Source organism: Spirosoma oryzicola, assembly GCF_021233055.1.
Classification (GTDB): domain Bacteria; phylum Bacteroidota; class Bacteroidia; order Cytophagales; family Spirosomataceae; genus Spirosoma; species Spirosoma oryzicola.
Map to the genome: position 1 here is coordinate 2,901,946 of NZ_CP089538.1, position 24,127 is coordinate 2,926,072.

Annotated in this window: 19 protein-coding genes and 1 tRNA gene; 4 read left to right on the forward strand and 16 right to left on the reverse strand. The window is 50.8% G+C overall.

The window, feature by feature from the left end; translation table 11 throughout:
- Positions 1-71: 71 nt before the first annotated feature.
- Positions 72-1,274: a chromate efflux transporter gene (chrA, locus tag LQ777_RS12275; protein ID WP_232562841.1), complete on the forward strand. Its 1,203-nt coding sequence runs from the start codon at positions 72-74 to the stop codon at positions 1,272-1,274.
- A gap of 26 nt (positions 1,275-1,300) precedes the next feature.
- On the opposite strand, the gene LQ777_RS12280 is transcribed toward chrA, so the two are convergent.
- From LQ777_RS12280 to LQ777_RS12325, 10 genes are all read right to left on the reverse strand, one after another.
- Positions 1,301-2,218: a PhzF family phenazine biosynthesis protein gene (locus LQ777_RS12280; RefSeq protein WP_232558220.1), complete on the reverse strand. Its 918-nt coding sequence runs from the start codon at positions 2,216-2,218 to the stop codon at positions 1,301-1,303.
- A 148-nt stretch (positions 2,219-2,366) separates the two neighbouring features.
- The gene (gene treF, locus LQ777_RS12285) at positions 2,367-3,920 is read right to left on the reverse strand and encodes an alpha,alpha-trehalase TreF (RefSeq protein ID WP_232558221.1); all 1,554 of its coding nucleotides are present in this window, start codon (positions 3,918-3,920) and stop codon (positions 2,367-2,369) included.
- A gap of 190 nt (positions 3,921-4,110) precedes the next feature.
- A complete protein-coding gene (locus tag LQ777_RS12290; protein ID WP_232558222.1) occupies positions 4,111-5,493 on the reverse strand; it encodes a hypothetical protein in 1,383 nt (460 codons plus the stop codon).
- 50 nt (positions 5,494-5,543) lie between these two features.
- Positions 5,544-6,620 carry a hypothetical protein gene (locus LQ777_RS12295; RefSeq protein ID WP_232558223.1) on the reverse strand — a complete coding sequence of 359 codons (1,077 nt, stop codon included), beginning with the start codon at positions 6,618-6,620 and terminating at the stop codon, positions 5,544-5,546.
- A 176-nt stretch (positions 6,621-6,796) separates the two neighbouring features.
- Positions 6,797-7,543 carry a hypothetical protein gene (locus LQ777_RS12300; protein WP_232558224.1) on the reverse strand — a complete coding sequence of 249 codons (747 nt, stop codon included), beginning with the start codon at positions 7,541-7,543 and terminating at the stop codon, positions 6,797-6,799.
- An 8-nt stretch (positions 7,544-7,551) separates the two neighbouring features.
- On the reverse strand, positions 7,552-7,980 hold the full coding sequence (locus LQ777_RS12305) for a hypothetical protein (RefSeq protein WP_232558225.1): 429 nt from the start codon (positions 7,978-7,980) through the stop codon (positions 7,552-7,554).
- Between the two features lie 18 nt (positions 7,981-7,998).
- Positions 7,999-9,243, reverse strand: a complete 1,245-nt coding sequence (locus LQ777_RS12310) for a sulfite oxidase (RefSeq protein WP_232558226.1) — start codon at positions 9,241-9,243, stop codon at positions 7,999-8,001.
- 103 nt (positions 9,244-9,346) lie between these two features.
- On the reverse strand, positions 9,347-10,636 hold the full coding sequence (locus LQ777_RS12315) for an adenylosuccinate synthase (RefSeq protein WP_232558227.1): 1,290 nt from the start codon (positions 10,634-10,636) through the stop codon (positions 9,347-9,349).
- Positions 10,637-10,772: 136 nt separating this feature from the next.
- On the reverse strand, positions 10,773-11,282 hold the full coding sequence (locus LQ777_RS12320; RefSeq protein ID WP_232558228.1) for a Fur family transcriptional regulator: 510 nt from the start codon (positions 11,280-11,282) through the stop codon (positions 10,773-10,775).
- 122 nt (positions 11,283-11,404) lie between these two features.
- Complete coding sequence (locus LQ777_RS12325) at positions 11,405-13,657, reverse strand: RelA/SpoT family protein (RefSeq protein WP_232562842.1); 2,253 nt, start codon at positions 13,655-13,657, stop codon at positions 11,405-11,407.
- Positions 13,658-13,866: 209 nt separating this feature from the next.
- On the opposite strand from LQ777_RS12325, the gene LQ777_RS12330 reads away from it, so the two are divergent.
- The 3 genes from LQ777_RS12330 to LQ777_RS12340 all read left to right on the forward strand — a co-directional run bounded on the left by LQ777_RS12330 (position 13,867) and on the right by LQ777_RS12340 (position 18,035).
- Positions 13,867-13,948, forward strand: a tRNA-Leu gene (locus LQ777_RS12330).
- A gap of 108 nt (positions 13,949-14,056) precedes the next feature.
- Positions 14,057-15,418, forward strand: a complete 1,362-nt coding sequence (tig, locus tag LQ777_RS12335; RefSeq protein WP_232558229.1) for a trigger factor — start codon at positions 14,057-14,059, stop codon at positions 15,416-15,418.
- Between the two features lie 214 nt (positions 15,419-15,632).
- The gene (locus LQ777_RS12340) at positions 15,633-18,035 is read left to right on the forward strand and encodes a TonB-dependent receptor (RefSeq protein WP_232558230.1); all 2,403 of its coding nucleotides are present in this window, start codon (positions 15,633-15,635) and stop codon (positions 18,033-18,035) included.
- 90 nt (positions 18,036-18,125) lie between these two features.
- Here LQ777_RS12340 and LQ777_RS12345 read toward each other — a convergent pair whose 3' ends face one another.
- From LQ777_RS12345 to mltG, 6 genes are all read right to left on the reverse strand, one after another.
- Entirely contained in the window at positions 18,126-19,154 is a 1,029-nt protein-coding gene (locus tag LQ777_RS12345) for a hypothetical protein (RefSeq protein WP_232558231.1), read from the reverse strand.
- A 95-nt stretch (positions 19,155-19,249) separates the two neighbouring features.
- Positions 19,250-19,870 carry an L-threonylcarbamoyladenylate synthase gene (locus tag LQ777_RS12350; RefSeq protein WP_232558232.1) on the reverse strand — a complete coding sequence of 207 codons (621 nt, stop codon included), beginning with the start codon at positions 19,868-19,870 and terminating at the stop codon, positions 19,250-19,252.
- A 65-nt stretch (positions 19,871-19,935) separates the two neighbouring features.
- Complete coding sequence (locus tag LQ777_RS12355) at positions 19,936-20,979, reverse strand: glycosyltransferase (RefSeq protein WP_232558233.1); 1,044 nt, start codon at positions 20,977-20,979, stop codon at positions 19,936-19,938.
- A gap of 257 nt (positions 20,980-21,236) precedes the next feature.
- On the reverse strand, positions 21,237-22,190 hold the full coding sequence (locus LQ777_RS12360) for a YihY/virulence factor BrkB family protein (protein ID WP_232558234.1): 954 nt from the start codon (positions 22,188-22,190) through the stop codon (positions 21,237-21,239).
- Positions 22,191-22,269: 79 nt separating this feature from the next.
- On the reverse strand, positions 22,270-22,680 hold the full coding sequence (locus LQ777_RS12365) for an acyl-CoA thioesterase (RefSeq protein WP_232558235.1): 411 nt from the start codon (positions 22,678-22,680) through the stop codon (positions 22,270-22,272).
- Positions 22,681-22,688: 8 nt separating this feature from the next.
- Positions 22,689-23,726: an endolytic transglycosylase MltG gene (gene mltG, locus LQ777_RS12370; protein ID WP_232558236.1), complete on the reverse strand. Its 1,038-nt coding sequence runs from the start codon at positions 23,724-23,726 to the stop codon at positions 22,689-22,691.
- Between the last annotated feature and the right edge of the window lie 401 nt (positions 23,727-24,127).

Genomic DNA, 24,127 nt, shown 5'->3' on the forward strand with positions numbered 1-24,127 from the left:
CGGGCTGAATAACACGATTTTTCAGCCCGAAACGAGTTAAATTTCCTATGTCGTTTGCTTTTGTGTTTACTATGCCGCCCTATCTGACACCCGTCAAGCCCGTACGGCGAATCCGCTATCTTATTTTCATGAAAGATGTGCTGATTCTTGCCCTAACTACCTTCGGTGGGCCGCAGGTGCATTTGGCTATGTTGTACGAGCGGTTTGTGAAGAAACGACGATACCTGACCGAGTCGGAGTTGATGGAGCTTAACGCGCTGTGCCAGATTCTGCCCGGTCCAACCTCTACGCAGACCATAACCGCCGTCGGTTTCAAGATAGGCGGTCCTAACTTAGCTTACATCACGCTGTTGATTTGGGTATTGCCCGCCGTGAGCATCATGACTGCCGTTGGCATGGGCATGTATTATCTCGAACAGCATAATCTGTCCCTGCGGTTTGCCCGGTTTATCCAGCCGATGGCCGTTGGTTTTCTGATTGTCGCCGGGTACCGCATCGGGCAGAAGGTAATTAAAGATCAGGTCAGTCTGGCGTTGGCAATAACAGCCGCGCTGGTGGCTTACGTATTTCGGTCGCCGGTAATGACGCCTATCGTTATCGTGGCGGGGGGCCTGATAACCGCACTCACCTACCAGAAGCACGAACGAATGGAGAAGAAGCCCCTGAAAATTCAGTGGGCTAACTTTTTTTTGTGGGCAGGCGTGTTCATTGGCGCAGCGGGTTTGGGAGCTATTACGCAGTCGTTGCCCGTACGTTTGTTCGAGAACTTCTACCGCAACGGTAGCCTGGTGTTTGGGGGAGGGCAGGTCCTGACGCCGATGCTCTACAATGAGTTTGTGGCTTTCAAACATTACCTCACCCGCGAAGAGTTTCTGTCGGGTTTGGGACTGGTGCAGGCTTTGCCGGGTCCCACGTTTTGCTTTGCTTCCTACATTGGGGCCTTATCCATGCGGCATTCCGGCTGGTCGGGTCAGTTCTGGGGGAGCTTTGTATCGACGGCGGGTATTTTTCTGCCGGGTACCTTCCTGATTTATTTTGTGTACCGCTTCTGGGAACAACTCAAACGCTACCGAGTAGTAAGGGCTTCCCTGGATGGGGTCAACGCGGCTAGTAGCGGCTTAACGGCGGCTGCGGCTATTGCGCTTTTCGAGCCGATGGCTCCTTATTGGCCGTCGGTAGCTGTTGTGCTGATCACCATGGGAATATTATTCTTCACCCGAATCCCTCCCGTTGTCATTGTTATCTGCGGCTTACTGGCTGGTGTGGTATTGTAACGTATACCGTTCGACAAAGTACCTTGTTAGCCGTGCCAGATTCCTTCGGCAATTAATTTAGTTCGTCCGCCCACCTTGATGGTAAACCAATCGTTTGTCAGTTGGCCGTCGAGGTACAGATAAGAATGACGCCCCATTTGAAAACCCTGCTCTACAATTGCGTTGATGGTCGTTGTTCGGTAGGTGAGTAGATACGCCAGCAGACACCCATTCGCGCTACCCGTCGCTGCGTCTTCGGAGAGTTTGTCATTTTCAATCAAAAACATACGGGTGTTGTAGTCTGAATCGGCGTTGGAGGTTTCGCTGGTAAAGAAAAACAAAGACGTTGAGTGGCCGGTCGGGCTATTTGTTCGGTATTTGCCGTTTGCGAGTAGAAAGGCTTTGAACGATTGATAATCCAGGGAAAGGCTGTCGATGGCGGCTAGACTTTGTAGCGGGATCAGAATGTAAGGTAAGCCGGTACTAATTTCCTGAACCGGCAACGAAGTGTCCAGATGGGAGAGGGCTATGCCCAACCCTTCTGAAATGACTTCGTGCGTAAAGATATTTCCGAATTCAGGTTGGGCCTGCTGCATGTAAAAAATGCTGTCTTCCAGATTGGCGGGGTCCAGAATAGATATGGCGATGTCGCTATGGGCTAGTTCCAGGACCAGCGAAGCAGGAGCGGACGGGGTCAAAAACCGGGCTATGATATAGCTCGTTCCTAGGGAAGGATGCCCCGCAAACGGCACTTCGTGTTCCGGCGTGAATATTCGGACGACAAACCGCTGATTGTCTTTATTTTCTTTGATGAAGGTGGTTTCCGCAAAGTTGATCTCTCTGGCCATCCGTTGCATTTGCTGCTCCGAAAGCTGGTTGTCCAGGTCCAGGAAGACCGCCAACTGGTTTCCTTCGTATTTCTGGTTGGCAAAAACATCGACAATGTAAAAGGGGATACCGGACATAGCTGGCAAAAATAAAAATGCCTGGGTGTAATCCCAACGAATGCAGAGGGATTCGCCGAGTGAACCGAACGTCAATCAGGCCATTCCGAAGAAAGAAATGGCCTGATTGACTATTTTCTGAAACATAAAACCAGGATTTTCTCCTTTCTCAGTCGGGTCTGTTATTGGCTTGCAACGCCAGATAAACGCCATTTGTCCAGCCAAAGCCGTCCTGATTCGGGTATTCGCCCCCACCCGCCGTCAAGCTGGTGTCTATGACGTTGTATTTCTCCATCATTTTACCGGTATCCCGGAATACTTTATCGTTAAGAGCCAGCCAACGTTTTTTTAACTCATCGGCGGTCTGCGTAAAGCCAAACGCCAACAACCCCTGGTGCGTAATCCATTGCAAAGGAGCCCATCCATTCGGAGCATCCCACTGCTGGCCGCTTTCCTCTACTGCGGATACGACACCGCCTTCTTTCAAAAAGCTTTTTTCGATGTGGGCATGAACAGAAGCTGCCTGCTCGTTGGTTGCCAGTCCAACGTACAGGGGAAACATAGCCGCCAGCGACCAGATGGGGGTAGGCTTGTGCAAAACGATGTTGTAATCCACGAAAAATTGTCGCTGCTCATCCCACAGATAAGTCATTATCGCTTGTCGACGCGTCGCTGCTTTTTGTTTGTAGTGTTCCGCGGGTTCCTGAAATGAACTTTGCCGGTAAGCATCCGACAAGGTCAGTTCCAGATCGTACATCAACGCGTTAAGATCCACGGGAATGATGTCCGTAGTGTGAATGGTAGCCAGCCGTTGTGAATCACCAAACCATCGGCAGCTAAAATCCCAACCCGATTCGCAGGCGGCCCGAATGTGCCGGTACAACGCACTGGGCGATATACCATAGGGAGCCGCTTCGTGCGCGAGTTCAACGTCCTCCCGGTACGATTCGGGACGAGGAGCCGCCAGATCATCCCAGTAGCGATTCAGGACACTGCCATCGGGCAGCAGCACCACGCGCCGGAACGCTGCTTCGTGATCACTAAGCCGAAAATATCCATCCATCCAGTAATTGTATTCTTTCTGCATGTGGGGCAGGTAGCGAACCAGAACGTCTGCACCGTCAATATCGGCCAGTAAGCGTACCATTCGGGCAAAAAAGGGCGGCTGCGACCGGGATAAGTAATAGCTGCGGTTGGCGTTGGGGATATGGCCGTAGGCATCGATCAGATGAGCGAAGTTATCAACCATGTCCCGGATCAGTTCGTTCTCACCCGATACGCGCAGGCCGAGCATGGTAAAATAACTGTCCCAGTAGTAAAGACCCCGGAAACGCCCGCCGGGAACGATATAAGGTTTGGGGACCGGCAGCATCGAACACAATGGTTCTGACTGCCGCTTAAAGATCGGCCAGATATGGTTGAGGTGCACCGCCGTCGGTAAGCTCTGATCGCTAACGTGACCGGTTTCTATGTTTTTGGGCAGGTGAAAATACGTGTGGACAAAATCGGTCAGTCGAAACTCGCTCTGGTGCTTCTCAATCTCATACCGGCTCAAGATTTCTTCCGGTGCCCGTCTGGGATAGCAGTCGGCAAAGGTGATGGAATCATCAAATACGGGCTGCATCTGTACGTCATGAAACAGCGGGCCAAAGAGTTGATCGGGGGGGAGTATGGCAGGAACTACACTATAAATCTGAGGGGGAAGTTGCGGCTTTTCGGGCATAATAATCAGGTTACGTTTATACTATAAACCCAGTGCAATAAGGTTGGTTATGATTTTTGCGATTCCAACCGGCAGTACCAGCGCCACGTAGCCTCCTGCATAAACCCTAAACGCGGAATGCGCGGCTGTCTATGAAGCAACCGCGCATTCCGCGTTTTTTTAGATAAGTCGGATAAGAAATTCCTACCTACTACATATCATCGGACAAAAACTTGCGCACACTCTGGTAGGGTCGTAGGCCCTGCGGTTTCCCGTTCGTGCCGTTGATGGGCGTAGCCGACGTGTTGCCCGGTGGGCGAGTTTCGCCGGACCGGGCGCGATTGCCGTTTTGAAGCGTCAGCATTTCCTTGCGCAACTGCCGCTGTTCGTCGTCACTCAACACAGTACGCGTGGCTTCTCCCTGACCGTACCCATCGTTGAAGTTACTGATCCGGCTGTCGGTCTGTGCCAGTTTCAGTTCGGCGTATAACTCGTTGAGGTCTTCGGTGGCCGACTGCCGTCTTTCTTTCAACTCGTTGAGATTGGGAAGCAGGTCGAGATTATGCTGTAGCACATTCTGCTGAATGCGTTGTTCGGCCAGTTGTGCTTCAAGGGGAGCCAATACTCCGTCGATTCGTTTGATACGACGACGTAATTTCCAAAGCTTGATATCCGCCTGCAACCATCGAAACCAGAAGGCCGACAGGACGGGAAGCGCTATCCCCAGACAGACCGCTCCGGCCAGCGCGAACAGGATACCGCTCAGTACGAATGACAACAAGGCCCAGGGACTGTTGACCAGCGCGAGATTTAACTCGCTGGACTCGCTCAACTGTTTTTCAATTTTGTTGATCGTCGATGGGCTGAGTGTTTGTGTAGCCGCCGTCGGGTCGGTATTCAGTTGAAGCTGGCGGACCGATTTGTTGATAGCCGCTTTCAACTGATCGGTGCGGTACGCTTCGTACCGGAACCAGCCCAGTACGGCCAGCGTCAGTACCGAAAAAACAGCCAGCGCAATTTTAAACCGTTCGTATTTGGTCCGGTTCTGCTCCGGATTTTCCTGGTAAGGCTGCTCGATAAGCCGATCATAAGCCGGTTTCAGCAAGATCGATACCATCGCTAAGCCAACGGCAAACGCCCAGGCTTCATTCGTGTTGCGAATGTTCAGGGCATAGGCTACAATCTCGTGGGAGATAATTAAATCACCGGCCAGAAACGAAATGCCGGCAACCAGAAACAATAGCCCCGCCAGCAAGGAATAATCGGGAGCGGCTTTGGTGCGACGCTCGCGAAGGTTGTCGCGGTCGGCTTCCAATGCCTGCCGGTCGGCTTCGTGGTGTTTGACCTGCTTGTCCAGGCGCTCTACCTGGAGGGCGTGAGTTTGCAGTTCTGCGTAAGCCGTGCGGTGGGCTTCCGTCGCTTGGGTCAACTGCTGGTCGGTTTCCGTAATTTCGGTGCGCTTCTCCTGAATGCGTTCCTGAAGCCAGTCCTTGTTTACCTGACTTGATAAATAGCCTTCGTATGTTTCCCGGTTGACACCTTCAATACCGCTGTTGTAGCCGTGCTGAAAATCGGGATTTTCTGTTGGTTCCATGCTAAATCGTTTACAGCGGACGATTGGTAGTACTGCTATGAACCCTCCACTCAGTTAAATAGTGCTTCTCGCTGTTGCTCCGGGAGCCGCTGCTCCGGGAGCCGATCCCGGATGCTGCGAGCAATCTGGTATTCACTTAAAAACAAGCTAACAAGCTGATCGCGTTTGGCGTTCAAACGGGCTAAATCCGTTTCCAGCTGTTTCAAGGTCGTAACAAGCGGCCACTGCTGGTTGCGGATGGCTTCTACTTCCCGAACCAGTCGCTCACGGTCGGTTACCCAAACGGGTAGGTTCTGCTGTTTGTCAATAAGCAACTGACGGTTCTGTCGAATCGCCTGAAATCCGTTCTGAAGCCGCGTTAACGTACTGAGGAGTAACTTTCCCGTTAGCAGAAACAGAAAAAAGATAAAGACAAACAACGAACCCGCCTGCCAGATCGACTGCATTTGCACAGCCTGAGCGAGTACAAACAAAGCTGCTGCCATCGGTAAGGCGACCTCTTCGATAAGCCGCCGACCACTCAGTCGAGTGCCTTCCTCGTAGAAAAACGATGTGCGTCCGAATAAATTGAACATACCCGCCAGAAATACACCGACGGCAATCCAGCGATTCGGAAAGGCAGGCCGCAGAGTTTCATCCACCAGATAAAAATTGCCGATGCTCATCCCGATTGCCAGCAACAGGCTCACACTGGTTCGGAGCAGATCATGGATAATCGGCAGCTGTTCCTGTAAGGCTTCGATCTGGCTTTTTAGGCTAGCAATCCGGCTTTCCCGTTCATGGATTACCTGATTCAGTGCCTCCACTTTTTGGGTGTACTGCTCCACCATTTTTTCGATTGGCGCAGCCTGCTGGTCAATATGCGCCCGTATTTCAGTTACTTTCTCGTCGGTCTGGGCGTCTGCTAAGCCAAATAACACACCTTCGTCGCGCAGGGCTTCTTCGTCTGCAAGCCAGGACGGCAGTGAATCTTCCAGAGCATATACGGTCGGTGCAGCATGGTAAGCCTGTTGATTGTCAGCTGGTACAAAGACATCCGAAATAGCGGGTGCCACGGTAACCGGAGTGGAAACGGCTGAGACCGGTGTGCGCACAAATAAAGAGCGAAGGCGTTCAATAAACGTCATTAGTCAAACCCGATGGCGGGTTATCGAGACAGGTTGCTGGTACGAAAACGGTTGTAAATACGCAAAAAGTGCCCTAATAACACAATTCTGCTTGAAGGGCACAGCGATGAATGACCGGGAAAGCAAAAAAATAGTCAGGGTGTGTTTTGTCCCTGACTATATTGGCGGTTAGCGAATTACCGTTGCAAAAAGACGCGTTGGAGCGCTCCCCAGAGCCGTTTCTTTAAATTTTGGTCGGCTTCGATGGTCGGCAGTGAATCGGCCATTAAAAAGGTAATGCCGAAAAAACGGATGGGCTGATACCGGTCCATCGCAATATCCAGGTGGATACGGCTGAAGGGTACGCCAAACGTAATAAAATGGTGAATCTTTTTGTCCTGAACCAGTTCGGCAAAGTCAAGGTCACCCGCACCGTGCAGATTGAGCAGATCGACACCGTCGATGTTGAGATTAACCGCTTTCAGGATTTTTTCGAGGAAAAGCAGGTTACTGGGGTCTAGTTCTTCATCGGCGAGCAGCAACACTTTGTGGTTAAGCTGGGGTAGCCGGGGCTGCTGTGTCGGCGGAACAACCGATGGCGTTGTCGGGCGTGGGACCGGCTGTGGTAGCGGTTCGGGTGTCGCGGTTAACGCAATGGGTTCCGGGGCTGGCGCTTGTACGACGGGTATATCGACAATAGGTTCAACCAGCCGTTTTTCGTCCGAGTGCGTAAGTGGTGACGCGGCCAATGCATCCAGTTCGTCCAGTAAATCGGCGGTGACCACCGGGATTATCTCGTCAGGCGGTTCACTAACTAAATGAGTCACGTCGGGCGCACTCGCTGTTTCGACAAGCGGTTGCGTGCTGTAACTCCACGATTCTCCCGCCAACCGGAATAGCTGGTCGTTTTGGTAAAGCGTCTGATATAAATTCTTTGCTGACATGCGGCTTGTTAACGTCCGGTTTCTAATTTATGCCACTTTGTCGCTTTGAGTGGTTCGCGTCGGCCATCGAAGGGTTGGTCAATTGGTCCGTAATGTTTCACCAGATAAGCCAGAATAGCCGGTTCCGATTCGCCCAGATCCCATAACTTCTGCGTACGCTGCATCCATCGGATTCGCTCGATCCATTTATCGCGTGAAAAATGACTTTGCAGAATGAGCTTACTCGAATGGCAGGCTGTACACTGACCTTTCACCAGCGTAAGATGCTCGTCAACGGCAAGGCCGGTTTCAGGATCGGTTTTCACCGAGTCCGCTGGTGCATAGGTACTATAGACTGTTTCTGGCGCACCATTCTTGGCAATGAGTCCCGATCTGGTTTGCGCGGCTACGGTGATCAGCGCAGCCAACGCAAAAGCCAATGCTGGCCATTTTTTCATTTGTTTCATGTTGTTTCGTTATGCACCGACTTTCACGGCAATGCGGTGGCAGGCGTTGTTGCAATACCCCTCCGGATTCCACTGGGGCATAACCATGGGTTGTGATACACCCGCATCGTCGGTTGCCCGCGCCCATAGTTCGTAATAGCCCGGTTGGGAAAATTTAATCGTTGCGGTCCAGTGCTGCCAAGCCAGGCGATTCTTCGGTGGTTTTAGATCGGCTTTCTGCCAGGTGGCCCCAAAATCATGCGACACTGCTACCTCGCGAACCGAGCGATCTCCTGCCCAGGCGTGGCCGCGTAAGTTGAGCGTCTGACCTTTGGTAAGCATAGCACCCGTTTGGGGAAACGTAACGAGCGATTTCACCGGCATGGACTCAATAATTTTGAACTGACTTTCGGGTGGATCGACGCCGGGTTCGACGGGGTTGATCGGCACCTTATAGCTTTTACCCGTCATTTTTGTTCCATCGTGGACTTTGTTGCGTACCGCAATCGTGTGCAGCCATTTGCCCGAGGTCGAAGCGGGCCAGCCGCCGACGACCAGCCGCAGCGGAGCGCCGTTGACAAGCGGAATATCCTGCCCGTTCATGGCCCAGGCAACCAGCGTTTCGTCTTCGAGGGCTTTGCGCATCGGCACTCCGCGCGATATGGCTTCTTTTTTCGGGTCCAGACTGATGTGTACATCCTTGCCGTAATAACCAATGTAGACCGCATCGTCTTTCAAGCCCACATCGGCCAAAATATCTTTCAGCCGAACCCCGGTCCATTCGGCACAGCCAACGCCCCCATCCGTCCACTGGTTGCCCGATGTTTTAGGGAAATAACCAGACCGTCCGTTGCCAGCACATTCGAGCACCAGCTGGTACGTGTAGTGCTTAAAGCGTTTCTTTAAGTCGTCGAGTTTGTAGGTTTTTGCCTGCTTCACCGACTCGCCGTTGATCGTCAACGTCCAGCTGGCGGGGTCTACTTTTTCGGGCATCAGGCCATTATTGCGAATAAACAGCTTATCGGCAGGTGTAATGGCATCATCCAGCAGGTGCGCGGGCGTTTCGACGTTCCAGGGTTTGTCGCTCAACACAACCAGACCTTTATTTTTCGTCGCCATTGGATCAACCTCAAACGCCATTGGCAAATAATGCTGAGGCAATTTGTCGGCAAAAACGATGTCGGTACCGAGCAGGGTAGTGAGCGTTGCCAGGGCGCTTTTCTGGAGAAAACCCCGGCGGTCAAAAAGGTTATCGGATGGGTTTTGTGATGCCATTGGTAAAAACGGGCCAGATTGAGTTCTCAAAAATACGCAAAAAAAGCCAGCCCTGGCGTAGTTGCAGGACTGGCTTTTAGAAGACCAGAGCCGATTAGTGGGCTTAGGCAATACCTACCGCCTGACGGTAGATGATAGCCTCCCGGTCGGGACTGGTCGAAATGAAGCTGATCGGTAAACCAAGTGTTTCTTCCAGGTAATTGACGTAATCCGCCAGTTCAGCGGGCATGTCATCGAACGCGTGGATGTTCGCCAGATCCGTTTTCCAGCCCTTGAACGATTTGTAGATCGGAGTCACGTCCGTGTCGCAGAGATCGTACGGAAGCTGTTCCGTCGTAGTGCCGTCGGGAAGCTGGTAATGCGTGCAAACCTGAATTTCGTCGAAGATATTCAGCACGTCTACTTTCATCATAACCAGCTGCGTAACGCCATTGATCATGATCGCGTATTTGAGAGCAGGCAGGTCAAGCCAGCCGCACCGACGCGGACGACCGGTCGTCGCGCCGAATTCGCGCCCTTCCTGGCGGATTAGCTCACCGGTTTCGTTGGAAAGCTCCGTTGGGAAGGGGCCGCTGCCGACCCGTGTGCAGTATGCTTTAAAGATACCAAAGACTTCACCGATCTGGCGGGGTGCCACGCCCAGACCTGTGCAGGCACCAGCCGTCATGGTGTTGGATGAGGTCACGAACGGATAAGAGCCAAAATCAATATCGAGCAGCGAACCTTGAGCACCTTCGGCCAACACGTTACGGCCATCGTGCAAGGCCTGATTGACTTCGTATTCGCTGTCGGTCAGTTGAAACTGCTTCATGAATTCGACCGCTGCGAAGAATTCGGTTTCCGCCTGCGGTAACACCGACGCATAATCAAAGTTGTTCTGTTCCAGAATGACCTTATGAATAGCAACCAGCTTTCCGTACTTGTCCGCAAAATTTGGCGACAGAATATCACCAACGCGAAGTCCCTGACGAGCTACTTTATCCTGATAGGTAGGACCGATACCCCGGAGCGTCGAACCAATTTTAGACTCACCTTTAGCCTGCTCGTAGGCCGCGTCCAGCAGCCGGTGGGTCGGGATAATGATCGACGCTTTCTTCGAAATCTGTAGGTTTTTTGTGAGTGCCAGATTGTACTTAGCCAGCCCGTCGATTTCTTTCTTGAAAACAATCGGGTCGAGCACCACACCATTGCCGATGATATTCAGAATATCGTCCCGGAAGATTCCAGACGGAATCTGGTGCAAAACATGCTTGAACCCGTTGAATTCGAGCGTGTGACCGGCATTGGGACCGCCTTGAAAGCGGGCCACAACCTGATACTGTGGTGCTAGCACATCCACAATTTTACCTTTTCCTTCGTCGCCCCACTGGAGGCCTAATAAAACATCTACCATTCTGATTGGCCGCTGAAACGGCTGTGATTAGACTAATTTCTCTGAGTTTTTCTTCCGTCGGCTCGTACCCACTGACCAACCAAACGCTGAAGAATACGTTCATGGACGAACGTAAGTAAAAGCAGGGGGCCTGGATTTACTCCTCGACCGGTATCTGAATACCCTGCGCATCTTTCGCCGTATGCTGCCGGTTTTCGCAGAAATCGCGGGCGCAGGCACCGTAGAAAATCAGCGAATGGTGCATGACGTTGAATTTCAGCATGTCGCCAACCATGTTCTGGATATTCTGAACCCGTGGGTCACAGAACTCCATCACCTTGTGGCAATCCGTACAGATGAGGTGGTCGTGCTGACGGTAACCATACGATTTCTCGTACTGGGCCAGGTTACGGCCAAACTGGTGTTTGGTAACCAGATCGCAGTCGACCAGTACATCGAGCGTATTATAAACCGTAGCTCGGCTTACGCGATAATTCTTGTTTTTCATCGAGATGTACAACTCGTCCACGTCAAAGTGGTCTTCCCGGTTGTAGATCTCTTCTAGAATAGCGAATCGTTCGGGTGTTTTCCGCAGCCCCTTGTTTTCTAAGTAAGCCGTGAAAATCGTCCGGGCAGATTCTAAGTTTGATAATTTCGGCGCAGCCATATCCGTTCCGATGATTGAAAGTGCAAAAATAAAAGTTATAGCCTATAGTTCATGGTTTATGGACTATAGTTTGTTCGTAATCGAACAAACGGGAAACCACGAAGTACACACTACGAAAAAAATCAGGAGTCGAACCGCACGACCTCGAAGACGCCCTGAACCCGTTCCAGTTTGCGCATGAGCGTTTCGAGATGCCCCGTGTCATGAACGTAAAGCCGGATGTTACCCTCAAAGATACCATCTTTCGAGTCAATCGTTACCGAACGCATGTTGATGTGTAGTTCATTGCTGATAACCCGCGTTACGTCGTTCACTAAACCGACACGGTCCATTCCCGTGATGCGCAGACCCGCCAGGAACGCCAGCTCTTTCTGGGAGGTCCATTTGGCTTTGATGATCCGGTTACCGTGGTTCGACATCAATTCGACGGCGTTTGGACAGGTGACCCGGTGAATTTTGATGCCGTCGTTGATGGTTACAAACCCGAATACGTCGTCGCCCGAAATGGGGTTGCAGCACTTCGAGAGCGTGTAGTCGATGCGATCCATGTCCTCACCAATGAGCAGCATGTCGGCGTCGGCCCGTTCCCCGTGAATTCGTTTTAATTCTTTGGTAAACGACTTGGCGTCCTGTAGGGCATCGGTATTGAGTTTGTTCAGGCGGTTCTCTTTCGCTTCCTTGTCGGATTTGAATTTCTTTAGTTCCTGAACGTCGATGTGTCCTTTGCCAACGCGGTAAAAGAAATCGTCGCTTGTTTTGGAGCCGAAATAAGCCCGGAGCTGATTGATGGTTTCGTTGGTCATCTCCATCCGCAGCACCCGCAGTTTTTTCTGCACCAGATCACGGCCATCGGTCACGAACCGTTTGTTTTCTTCCTTGATTAAGTCCTTGATCTTGGTCTTAGCCTTGGACGTAACCACGAACCGCAGCCAGTCTTCGCTCGGTTTCTGACGATTCGAGGTAATGACTTCAACCTGATCGCCGTTTTGCAACACATGGCTCAGCGGTACGAGTGTGTTATTGACCTTGGCGGCCATACAGCGAGCCCCGATCTGGGTGTGAATATCGAAGGCAAAATCCAAGGCCGTAGCCCCCCGCTGCAAGACTTTCAAATCGCCTTTGGGCGTAAACACAAAAACTTCCTCGCTGTACAGGTTGCTTCGAAAATCGTCGACAAACTCGATAGCGGCTTTTTTGTCGCCCGTACCAGCCGACTCGATCATATCGCGCACCTGACTGATCCAGGCTTCAATGCCCGCACCCGTCTGGGTATCGTTGCCTTTGTATTTCCAGTGGGCCGCGTAGCCTTTCTCGGCAATTTCATTCATCCGCTCGGTGCGGATCTGTACTTCTACCCACTGACCGGAGCGGCTCATCACCGTCGTATGGAGCGATTCATACCCGTTGGCACGGGGCGTACTAATCCAGTCCTTCAACCGGTCGGGATTGGGTTTGAAATGATCCGTAACGATGGAGTACGCCCGCCAACAGGCCGCTTTTTCTTCTTCGGGGGGCACGCTCAGTATAATCCGGACGGCGAACAAATCGTAAATCTCTTCGAACGGCTTTTTCGATTTGCTGAGCTTGTTCCAGATCGAATAAATTGATTTGGGACGACCTTTGATCATGTATTTGATCTTTGTTTCGCCCAGGTCTTTCTCAATCGGCTCGATAAACCGACCGATGAACCGGTCGCGGGCTACGCGGGTTTCGCGCAGTTTTTTGGCGATATCCTTGTACGCTTCCGGCTCAACGTACTTCAGGTACATGTCTTCAAGCTCCGACTTAATTGCATACAAACCCAGTCGGTGCGCCAGGGGCGCATAAATGTAAATCGTTTCCGAAGCGATCTTTAACTGCTTGTCGCGGGGCATGGAGTCCAGCGTTCGCATGTTATGGAGTCGGTCGGCCAGCTTGACCAGGATTACCCGAACATCGTCCGAAAGTGTCAGCAGCATCTTACGGAAGTTTTCGGCCTGCTGCGACGTGCCGTACTCGAAGATGCCCGAAATTTTGGTTAGCCCATCGATGATTTTGGCTACTTTGGAGCCGAATGCCCGCTCAATGTCGGCAATCGTCGTATCTGTATCTTCCACGACATCGTGCAGCAGAGCTGCCACGATACTCGTTGTGCCCAACCCAATTTCTTCAACCGCAATCTGGGCAACGGCCAACGGGTGGTAGATGTACGGTTCTCCCGACCGCCTGCGCATATTTTTGTGCGCTTCGGCGGAGGTGTTGAACGCTTTTTTGATCAGTTTGGCGTCATCGCCTTTCAGCATTGGCTTTGCCGCCCGCAGTAGTCGTCGGTAGCGTTTCAGGATTTCCTGGCGCTCCAGCTCTAGATCGATCGCAGGTTCGGCGGTGGCATTCATCATGGTTGGCGTCTTTGCAGGTGGTTGTACTCGCTCTACCAAGATAACAAAATAATATGGTAAAAAAGACGCTGCATCCACTAAAAATAAAACCTTTGAAAATTTTTCTTGACATGTATAAATTCTTTTGTACCTTTGCACCTCCAAAACACGAGTTGATGAGCGCTAGACAGACAAATCTGGCTTGACGACTTCTCAACCTCCAGGCCGCGGGTGTGGCGAAATTGGTAGACGTGCCAGACTTAGGATCTGGTGCCGCAAGGCATGGGGGTTCGAGTCCCTCCACCCGTACATCGTTTAAAAGCGAAAGACTGAAAGAGTGAAAGAGCGTTTGTCTGTGAATGACTCACTCTCCCTTCTTTCAGTCTTTCGCTCTTTTATTTTAAAACCGACACAAACGTGGATATTACTTTAGAAAAAGCCAGTGATACCAATGCTTCGCTGAAAATCGTCCTGACCCCAGCCGACTACAAACCAGAAGTTGATAAAAAACTGAAAGACTACGGTCGGAAGGTTCAACTGAAAGGTTTCCGGCCTGGCCATGTTCCTGCTTCGCTCGTGCAGAAAATGTACGGTAAAAGCATCCTGGTGGACGAAATCAACTCGATGCTAAGCAAAACGGTTAGCCAGTATATTCGCGAAAACAAGTTGCAGGTCGTTGGTGATCCTGTGCCAAATCGTGAAGAGGCCGATGCCATCGATTGGGATAACCAAACCGATTTCGCGTTTAGCTACACGCTGGGTCTGGCATCGGAATTCGATATCGATTTTAATGATCTGCCAGGCGTAACGCAGTACGAAATTCAGGCTGGTGATGCCGAAGTCAATTCAACCATTGCTGAACTGCAACAACGTTTCCATGCGCACGCTCATGGCGAAGAAGTAGGCGATGGTGATACGATCTACGGTGAACTGAAGCAGGTGAACGCACCCGCTGAAGGTGAAGCGTTTACGGCCAAAACGGCTTTCCCGATGAATCAGATGGCCGAAGAAGCCAAAGGACAGTTTATCGGTAAGAAGAAAGGTGACGTGGTTACGTTCAATCTGGAAGCTGCGTTCCCGGACGAAAAAGCACGGGCTACGGCAACCGGTGCACCAAAAGAAGACATTGCTAACCTGACCGGTGAGTTTACGTTCGAGGTAGACGATATTACCCGTCATGAGCCAGCCGCGTTGGATCAGGAGTTCTTTGACAAAGTGCTGGGTGCTGGTGCCGTCGAGAACGAAGAGCAGTTCCGCGTGAAAGTAGCCGAAATCATCCGGGGCAACTACGGACGTGAAGCCGCTCAACTGCTGCGACTGGACATCGAAAAGATGTTGCTCGAAAATACGCCGATTTTGCTGCCCGACGAGTTCCTGAAAAACTGGTTGCTGGAAGTAAACGAAGGAAAGTTCACCCCAGAACAAATTGATGAGCAGTACGATGACTTTACGAAGTCCGTAAAACTGCAACTCATCAAGAATAAAATCGCCGATAAAGCCGACATCAAAGTTGAGTTCGAGGAAGTGCTGGAAGTAACGCGTCAAATGGTACGCGAGCAGTTCGGTTTTGCCGGTGCTGAAAATGAGGAGATGAACCAAACCATCGACCGCATTGCCCGGAACTACCTGCTGGACGAGAAAAACAACGGCCAGAATTACACCAGCACGTTCAACCGGGTGTACGATGATAAAGTAATCGACTACGCCAAGACTCAGTTGACAATTGCTACCCAGGAGGTAACGGTTGATGAGTTTAAAGCACTGGTTGAAAATCGCTAGTACTGCCTGTATACAGGTAATCAAGGCCCGGTCATTGACCGGGCCTTTTGCGTTTTATTAGAACCAGAGCCGCATAACTTACTAGTTGGTATGTTTTTTAGCTAAATCTGCCGGAGTAAGCAGTATATTTTGACAAAATGGGCTATTGGTTAGTAGCCATACGCTACGTTCATGGCATCTGTGAACGATTAAGCAAGCACTAGCTAAGCCCTGTATGAAAACAAGTTTACTGATTTTATTCTTACTGCCTCTTTTGACGTTCGCCCAATCAAAAAGCGATCAATCAGTTGTCATAAAAGGAATACTCCTTGACGAACAAACGAAGCCCATTCCGTTCGGGACCGTTACGTTACATCAGAAAGCAGACTCTACGCTGATAACCGGAGCGATCTCCGATGAAGCGGGTACGTTTGAACTTCGGGCCAAGCCAGGGACGTACTGGGTAAAAATTTCCGTTGTGTCATACACCGAAAGACGTATCCCGGCAATCCAGGTCGTGAATAAGCCGATCGATCTTGGTAAACTAATACTGAAAGCAAGCACCAAACGGCTGGACGAGGTCGTCGTGAAGGGCGAGCGCAGTCAGATGGAACTGGCGCTGGACAAAAAAATATTTAACGTAGGAAAAGACCTGGCCAATGCGGGAGGAACGGCTGCGGATATTTTGAGCAATGTGCCGTCCGTGGCTGTCGATGCGGAAGGGAATGTGAGTTTGCGAGGTAGTAATAGCGTCCGGATTCTGATTGACGGAAAGCCATCAGGATTGGTGAGTTTGAAAGGAGGGAGTGGGTTGCAACAGTTGCAGGGCAGCAGTATTGAGCGGGTAGAAGTGATCACCAATCCGTCGGCGCGCTATGAGGCCGAAGGAATGGGGGGCATTATCAACATTGTCTTGAAAAAAGAGCACAGAGAAGGCATTAATGGCTCATTTGATGTTATTACGGGTTATCCGGCCAACTTCGGACTAGCCGCCAACGTAAACTACCGCCGTAAAAACCTTAACTTCTTCGTTAACTATACGGCGTCGTACCGGAACACGCCCGGTCGGAGTTCGCTGTATCAGGAGGTGTACCGTGATGATACCACGTTTATTACTCAGCAAAATTCGACAAACCGGTTGAAGGGATTGAACAACAATGCCCGCGCGGGTCTGGATTATTTTTTCAATCCCAAGAACGTGCTGACGGCTTCCTACACCTGGCGGCTGAGCAAAGGAAAACGCTACGCGGATATACTTTACCGGGATTACCAGTTTTCGACCCAAAATCTCCGCAGTATAACCAGCCGCACGCAGGACGAAACCGAAACGGAGCCCAATTCGGAATATGCGTTGACGTACAAACGAACCTTTGCCCGCGAAGGCCACGAACTTACCGCCGATGTGCGCTATCTGGATAACTGGGAAAGTTCCGATCAGTTATTTAACCAGCAGACCGTTGGGCCTGACGGATTTATGGCTACCACGCCCGCTGTGCTGCAACGGTCGCTTAACGACGAGACCGAAAAGCAATTACTCGTTCAAATTGATTACGTTCGACCGTTTAGCAAGAATGGGAAAGTCGAAGCCGGACTACGGAGCAGTTCGCGCGATATGACGAACGATTACTCGGTGACGCAACGGGGTGACAATGGCGTGTGGCAGCCGTTACCCGGACTAACCAACGATTTTCTGTATGAGGAACGCATTCACGCGCTGTACGGAATCATCGGCAATAAGTCGCGCAAGCTCTCCTACCAGGCGGGACTGCGTGGTGAACTAACGGATGTGACGACAACACTTCGCCGGACAAACGACGTCAATCCGCGCCATTACGCTAATCTGTTTCCAAGCATGCACGTTACCTACGATCTGCCTCGTCAGCACGCGTTGCAACTGAGCTACAGCCGCCGGATTCGCCGACCGCAGTATAACGATCTGAGTCCGTTCATGACGTTCAGCGACAACCGAAACTTTTTCAGCGGAAATCCGAACCTCAACCCTGAATTCACCAACGCCTTCGAAATTGGTCACATCAAATATTTCAGCAAAGGGTCGATTAGTTCGTCTGTGTATTACCGGCATACGAACGACAAAATTCTGTCCATTCGTCGGGTCAACGAGCAGGGGTATTCGACAACCCGACCCGAAAACTTGGCGAGTGAAAATTCATATGGAGCGGAGTTTGCCGGTTCCTACTCGCCTTTTACCTGGTGGAAACTGGACGGTAGTTTCAACTTTTTCCGGGCTATGACCAACGGGAGTAACCTCGACGTGAATTACCAAAGCGATACCTACAGCTGGTTTACCCGGATGATTTCACGCTTTACGCTCCCAAAATCCACGGATGTCCAACTGCGGGGTAATTACGAAGCGCCCCAGAAAACACCGCAGGGAAGACGTAAAGCCTTGGCGACGCTCGATCTGGCCATCAGTAAAGATTTGTTTAATAACAACGGGACGCTGACCTTGAACGTCGTTGACGTATTCAACTCCCGTCGATTTCGGTCCATTACCGAAGGCGAAAACTTTTATACCGAAAGTAGTTCGCAGTACCGGCTTCGTCAGGTCAACCTGACCCTTAGCTACCGACTACGGCAGGCGAAAAAGAAAGAAAAACCGGCTGAAGGCGAGTTCTAGCCCCGTTCAGGCAATTACGGCGTAAAACGAAAAGCGGAGACGTGTTCGGCCTCCGCTTCTCGGTATTATTTTGGGGTATTTCTCTAGGACCTACTGGTACTGGATGTACATAGGCTTGGGAGTCAGCGCCAGTACTTCTTCGGGAGTCATAATGCGCGAACCGGGCTTTCTGAAATCGTTGTCGTAAAACAATTTAAAGCCTGTATACTGCACTGGCTCTTTCTGGATGTAGTCGTGATACGAATCTTTCTTAAGCACCGGCGGGCCCCAACCGTCCATGTCCATAACAATCTGGACATTAGGGTTGAGTTTGATGTTTTTGTAGTTCTTGATCATCCCCTGCGTAAAGCGGTGAACCACCAGTACTTTAGGCGGTATGTTATTTTCTTTGACAACGTTACTCAGAAATTGAACCGCCTGGTTGACGTCAGCCGCATCGTAACTGCCGATTTTAGTGCCGGGCTTGGCGCCGGTGACCATCGAAAATTCAGGATCGATACCCAGATGCACAAAAGGCAATTTAAGGTATTTCTCCAGGAATTTCATTTCGGGACCAAGTGGAGCGTGACCCCGTTGAATATCGAGAAACACGATAGCCTTGTGCTCGTTGCCCCACTTAAGCACTTTCTTGATCGTTTTGTCGGACATCCGCATCCGGTAGCCGCCGTCTTTGCCGGGAGCCCCCTGCGCCGAGATCGCTACCAGATGCAACGCGGGCTGAATCGGTGTCGCCGGGTCGGCTTTTTCCCAGTTCTTGATTTCCCGGTCGAGCCGTTGCAGCATTTCCTCTTTGGGGTACTTTCCCAAAATACCCATCTTTTTAGAGTGCGGATTGCCGTAGTAAGCAAAGATCCGTTTTTTGGGCAGGATGGCTTCCGTAGGGGCGTACGTTAGCGAATCGAGGGTCGAGTCGCCGGTACTTACCGAGCGGGAAGAGGCAAGTGAATTTTTTTCGGCTTCGGGCTTTTCAGCCGAATCCGTTTTCGCAACGTTGGATTCAGCCGATGCCTCTGTGGTGATTTTACCTGTTTTGGACGAACTTTCCTGTTTCGATTCGGAAGAGCAGCCAGTAAGTTGACTGAGAGCCAGCAGAGTAAGCGCGGCCAGGGGAAAACGCATGGTAATCAACTAAGTTTAAAAAAATGCATGAGAAGGTTGAGCTGCAAGTCAGCGTATACCCGGATAGTGCAAGTATAGAGGCTTATGGTAACTTTTCAAAGCATAAGTTCGCCCAGGCCCTGACGAATTATCGAAAAATTATCGTCGGTTGCGTCAACAATGGTGGAAGCTACATTACCACCGTAACCACCGTCAATGACGATATCGACCTGGTGCTGGAATTTCTCGAAGATCAGCTCCGGATCGGTCGAATACTCGATTACTTCGTCTTCATCCCGGATCGACGTAGTGATAATTGGGTTACCCAGCTCATGAACGATGTCGCGCGGGATGTTATGATCCGGCACGCGGATACCCACCGTTTTTTTATTGGTGTTGAGTAGTTTAGGAACGCTGCCGCTGGCTTCCAGGATAAACGTAAACGGACCCGGCAAGACTTTTTTCATCAGCTTGAACGCCTGATTGCTCACCCTGGCGTAATCGGCAATGTGACTCAAATCGTAGCAAATGAATGAAAAGTCGTTCTTGGTAGGTTTAATTCCTTTGATACGGGCTACCCGTTCTACGGCGCGGGCATTATGAATGTCACAGCCCATCCCGTAAATGGTATCGGTTGGGTAGATGACGACGGCACCGTCGCGCAACGCTTTTACGATGTGATCAATCCGGCGCGGATCGGGATTCTGTGGATATAACTTGATGAATTCAGCCGACATAAAAAACGTTTTTGGTTAATAGATGTCCGCCAAGGACGAACGACTAACCATAAACTACAAACTACCTAAACCAGTTTAGCCGGTTGATAGGCTGGCTGGTGCGGATGGTTCCATTTGAGGTAACGTCGGTACAGTTTATTGACGGGTAAATGAAGACGGCTAAGGCTAAGAATCAGCGATGTAAGCGCACCCGGCGAATCCATTCGTTGGAGCAATTGACCAAATTCCAGCGCTAGGTCAAACTGTTCGGCATAGAAGGCTTTACGGATAAATTGCCGAACCCGGCCCGCCAGTGCTTTGTATTCGGCCGGGTGGTTGCAACGTTCAAACGCTTTATAACAGACGGTCAGCGAGGAACTGAGTAATTGATTTCCGGGCATGATTACCTGGGCCTGCATCGAGTTGGGAAGCCGTCTTTTCTGGGTCAGGACTTCGTCGAGGTAGGCGTAGTGGTAAAGCCGCGAGGAGCGAACCCAAAAATCAAAATCTTCAAACGACAACGTTTCGTCGTAGCCGCCCAGCTCGTTCAACACATCCCGGCGCATCATCATGGTTGGCGTACAGATGAAATGCGACTCCAGCACGTTTTTAAACACATCGCCCGAAGGGACTTTAAAACGGGCACGACCCTCGGCATCAACGGCGTAATGAAAGGCTGTCTGGTTGCCGTGCTCGTCGATGTAAGCCGCGTTGGAAAAGACAACCGCGTAAGGGCCCGCCAGTTGTTCGAACAGGTCGGCCTGTCGGGCAATTCGGTTGGGCAGGAGCACATCGTCAGCGGCCAGATCGATCACGTAGCGACCACTGGCCAAGGCCAGTCCTTGATTAAACGCCTGATTCAGCCCGCGATTGGTAGGATTTTTGATAAAGCGTACCACCGGATGTTTCTGCACAAACCGTTCGATTCGTTTCGCTGATTGGTCGGAGCTGCCGTTATCAATAACAATCAGTTCAACGTTTGGGTAGTGCTGATCGACTACCGATTGAAGTGCCTGTTCAACGTAGGCTTCCTGGTTAAAACTGGTGCAAATTACACTAACCCAGGGCTTTATCCGGTTGAGGTAAGGACTCATCGGTAAGGGGTTAGATTGGCCAGTAACGGAAATCATTCGGTCTGGTTAAGAAGGTATTGGCGTATAAGCAGAAAAAGCCGTGCCGATTTCTGGGGTTGACTAAAAGACAATAGTACGAACCATTTGTCACCAAAAGTCTACTTTTTGAGCAAACGGAGATAAGGTTAAAGGGATGTTGATTAGCGCGTAGCGTTGGCACGGTTTTTCCATAAGAGTCAGGAACGGTTTACAAGATGACATCGCCTGATGTGTGGCCGTTTTCCTTTTATGGGTTAGCGTTTGCAAACGTCATCCTAGGTATTCGGGGTGACGTTTGTTGTTTTCTGGGCAACGTCAGGGTCCCGGTCGCCTTCCAGGTTGTAGAGCGCAACATTCATTTCAAAGCCAATAATAAGCAGCAGAGAAACCAGATTGATCCAGATCATCAACGCGATGAGGGTACCGATCGAACCGTACACTTTGTTGTAGGAACCAAAGTTGGAGACGTAAAACGAAAAGCCCAGCGTTGTCAACACAATCAACACGGAGGCCGTGATGGCTCCCGGCGCAACAAAAGCCCATTTCATGCGCACGTCGGGGCCAAAGTGGTAAATAACCGAAACAGCCGCTACAAACACGGCAAAAACCAGCAGATAGCGGCCCAGCGCCAGTAGATTGACGAAAACGGCATTGTTCAGAATACCGAAGTGTAGCAAGTAATCGCTGACAACACCCCCCACGATCAGCACAACAATGGCCAAAACGAGCGCAAAGGCCAGAATGATGGTTAAGCCAACCGCCACGCCCCGCACTTCAAAAAAGCCACGCCGATCCTGCGTCTCGTTGGTCGAGTTAAAGGCGTTCATCAGGGCCACCACACCACTCGTTGCGGAGTACAGCGCCAGCAGAAAGCCAAACGACAGCACGCCACCCCGTGGGCGGCTGATAATGTCGCGAATTGTTGTCTCAACCGAACTAAAGGTGTCACCCGGCAATACTTCTTTGAGGAAGCCCATGATCTGTTCCTCCAGATTGGGTACGGGGATGTACGGGATAAGCGTAAAGAAAAAGATAACGGTAGGAAAGACGGATAGAATCAGGCTGTAGGATACCGATGCGGCCCGCTCACTAGTGTCGTTTTCCGCGATTTTGGCACCCATTTTTCGCAGAAAGGTGTACCAGCTGATTTTTGAGTTAAACGGTTTGTGCTCGCGAAGCCAGGCGCGTGTCACCCGAAATGCTTTCAAGCTCCATAGTTTTTCAAGCATACACAGGTCAGTAAGTTGTAAGCCGGTAAAACCGCATAAACGGTGCCATTCACCGGCTTATTGACTATTTTTTAACCGGCTAGTCAAAAAAAGGTTTCGCAGCGTCGAGCAAATCGGCGGGAGCCGGACCTGGTCGGCCCGTAGCCGATCGGAGAAAAATAAGCGTCGTTTCGCCCGTATTGAGCAATTGTCCGTCCTGGTTGAAGATTTCGTAGCGAAACACGATGCGCGTATTCGGCAACTGAGGAATCGTAACCCGGATGGTCAGCAAATCGTCGTATTTAGCCGGTCGGATAAAGCGGCAACTCATATCGTAGACCGGCATCCCGATACCGCTTTCTTCGAGCGCTTTGTACTCCATGCCCAAATGACGGAGCGCTTCTACGCGGCCAATTTCGTAAAATCGGGCGTAGTTGCCGTAATAAACGATACCCATCTGGTCAGTGTCGTAATACCGAACGCGGATACCCGTAACGTCGTGGGTAAACATAGGTGGGGCTATTTCATAATTTTCATTCGGGTCAGGGCCTGCTGATACAACCGCGCATTCGCCAAATGTTCCGATAAGGTTTTCGAGAACGTATGATAGCCGTTGAAACTAGCGTTGACCACAAAATAAAGGTATTCGTGCTGTTCGGCGTTCAGCACAGCATCGATGGTAGCGGGAGCGGGGAGATTGATTGGTCCCGGTGGCAAACCCGTGTAGCGATACGTATTGTACGGTGAATCGACCGCTAGTTGCCGATTCAGCAGACGCCGGATGCCAAAATCGCGCAGGGCAAAAATAACCGTTGGGTCGGCTTCGAGTTTGATACCCCGTTTGAGTCGATTCAGGTAAACGCCCGCCACCCGTGGCTGCTCATCCCGCTTGTTGGTTTCGGCGGCCACAATGGAAGCCAGTACCTGCGCCTGCGTTTGGGTCAGACCCAGTGCTTTCGCTTTTGCCTGACGTTCGGGAGTCCAGAATTTCTTGTATTCTTTACCCATCCGTTCCAGAAACGCTTCCGGCTTGATGGTCCAGAAGAATTCGTAGGTATTGGGCAGGAACAGACAGACGATGGTTGTCGTATCGAAGCCAAACTTCTCGCAGGTTGCCGGATCGTTGAGCAGCGTACCAAGCGCAGCAGGGCCGAATTCGAATTTGCTGCCCAACCGCTGGATCAGGTCGCTTTTCATCCGGATGTTGTTAAACGTAACGGGCATCGCGTCCTGACTGCCGTTGCGCAGCTTGACCAGAGCCTCGCGGTTGCCCATCCTGGGTTTGATCTCGTAGCGCCCTTCTTTTACCCGTTCGGGATACTTCATCAGTTTTGCCAGAAAGCGAAACGACGTTTCGTCGTTGACAACCTTGTGTGTTTTAAGGGTGTCCATGACCGACTCGAACGTTGACCCTCGGGGAATAAGCAGCGCAAAGGTTTTGTCGTTTTCCTGGACTTGAAGATTCGGGCTTTTGAAAACCTGCCAGAAGTAAAACGTAAACGTCGTCAGCAGGATGGATACGGTGAGGAACAGGCCAATTTTGAGGTTACGCGACATAATACAGAATCAAGTTGTGCTTTACAGAAGCTGCCCCGGTTTTGCCGTCATTTTAGCTACAGACGGGTTTTGTTTCGAATCACAAATCGTCCGTGAGACGTAATGCGGAAGCGGACCTCCTGTAAACTTTTTGCAAATGTACGGCAAGGAGCTTTATGAGATCGATTTTATGCGCTGAACCGTAAATTTTACCCACGCAAATGGCGCTTCGTTACGCTCTACCGAAAAGTTACTATTGTTAGCAGATAGTATCTCATAGATTACTTAAAGTTATATTTGAATGTATCTTCTTATTTTCATTAAACAAACGCAATACTGATCCGCTTTACTCAGCGTATTTACTTAGCCCGGGTTCAGGATTGAGTAATTTTAACAGGTAGTTAATAGCCATTTAATGATGA

Bases quoted from the DNA above. Each gene is read 5' to 3' on its own strand.
- treF (WP_232558221.1), bottom strand. From the start codon at position 3,920: ATGCCCGAAAAGCCGCAACTTCCCCCTCAGATTTATAGTGTAGTTCCT.
- LQ777_RS12305 (WP_232558225.1), bottom strand. From the start codon at position 7,980: ATGAAAAAATGGCCAGCATTGGCTTTTGCGTTGGCTGCGCTGATCACC.
- LQ777_RS12320 (WP_232558228.1), bottom strand. From the start codon at position 11,282: ATGGCTGCGCCGAAATTATCAAACTTAGAATCTGCCCGGACGATTTTC.
- LQ777_RS12290 (WP_232558222.1), bottom strand. From the start codon at position 5,493: ATGGAACCAACAGAAAATCCCGATTTTCAGCACGGCTACAACAGCGGT.
- LQ777_RS12350 (WP_232558232.1), bottom strand. From the start codon at position 19,870: ATGTCGGCTGAATTCATCAAGTTATATCCACAGAATCCCGATCCGCGC.
- LQ777_RS12280 (WP_232558220.1), bottom strand. From the start codon at position 2,218: ATGTCCGGTATCCCCTTTTACATTGTCGATGTTTTTGCCAACCAGAAA.
- LQ777_RS12360 (WP_232558234.1), bottom strand. From the start codon at position 22,190: ATGCTTGAAAAACTATGGAGCTTGAAAGCATTTCGGGTGACACGCGCC.
- LQ777_RS12310 (WP_232558226.1), bottom strand. From the start codon at position 9,243: ATGGCATCACAAAACCCATCCGATAACCTTTTTGACCGCCGGGGTTTT.
- LQ777_RS12355 (WP_232558233.1), bottom strand. From the start codon at position 20,979: ATGATTTCCGTTACTGGCCAATCTAACCCCTTACCGATGAGTCCTTAC.
- LQ777_RS12345 (WP_232558231.1), bottom strand. From the start codon at position 19,154: ATGCGTTTTCCCCTGGCCGCGCTTACTCTGCTGGCTCTCAGTCAACTT.
- LQ777_RS12300 (WP_232558224.1), bottom strand. From the start codon at position 7,543: ATGTCAGCAAAGAATTTATATCAGACGCTTTACCAAAACGACCAGCTA.
- LQ777_RS12340 (WP_232558230.1), top strand. From the start codon at position 15,633: ATGAAAACAAGTTTACTGATTTTATTCTTACTGCCTCTTTTGACGTTC.
- LQ777_RS12315 (WP_232558227.1), bottom strand. From the start codon at position 10,636: ATGGTAGATGTTTTATTAGGCCTCCAGTGGGGCGACGAAGGAAAAGGT.
- LQ777_RS12295 (WP_232558223.1), bottom strand. From the start codon at position 6,620: ATGACGTTTATTGAACGCCTTCGCTCTTTATTTGTGCGCACACCGGTC.
- mltG (WP_232558236.1), bottom strand. From the start codon at position 23,726: ATGTCGCGTAACCTCAAAATTGGCCTGTTCCTCACCGTATCCATCCTG.
- LQ777_RS12365 (WP_232558235.1), bottom strand. From the start codon at position 22,680: ATGTTTACCCACGACGTTACGGGTATCCGCGTTCGGTATTACGACACT.
- LQ777_RS12325 (WP_232562842.1), bottom strand. From the start codon at position 13,657: ATGAATGCCACCGCCGAACCTGCGATCGATCTAGAGCTGGAGCGCCAG.
- chrA (WP_232562841.1), top strand. From the start codon at position 72: ATGCCGCCCTATCTGACACCCGTCAAGCCCGTACGGCGAATCCGCTAT.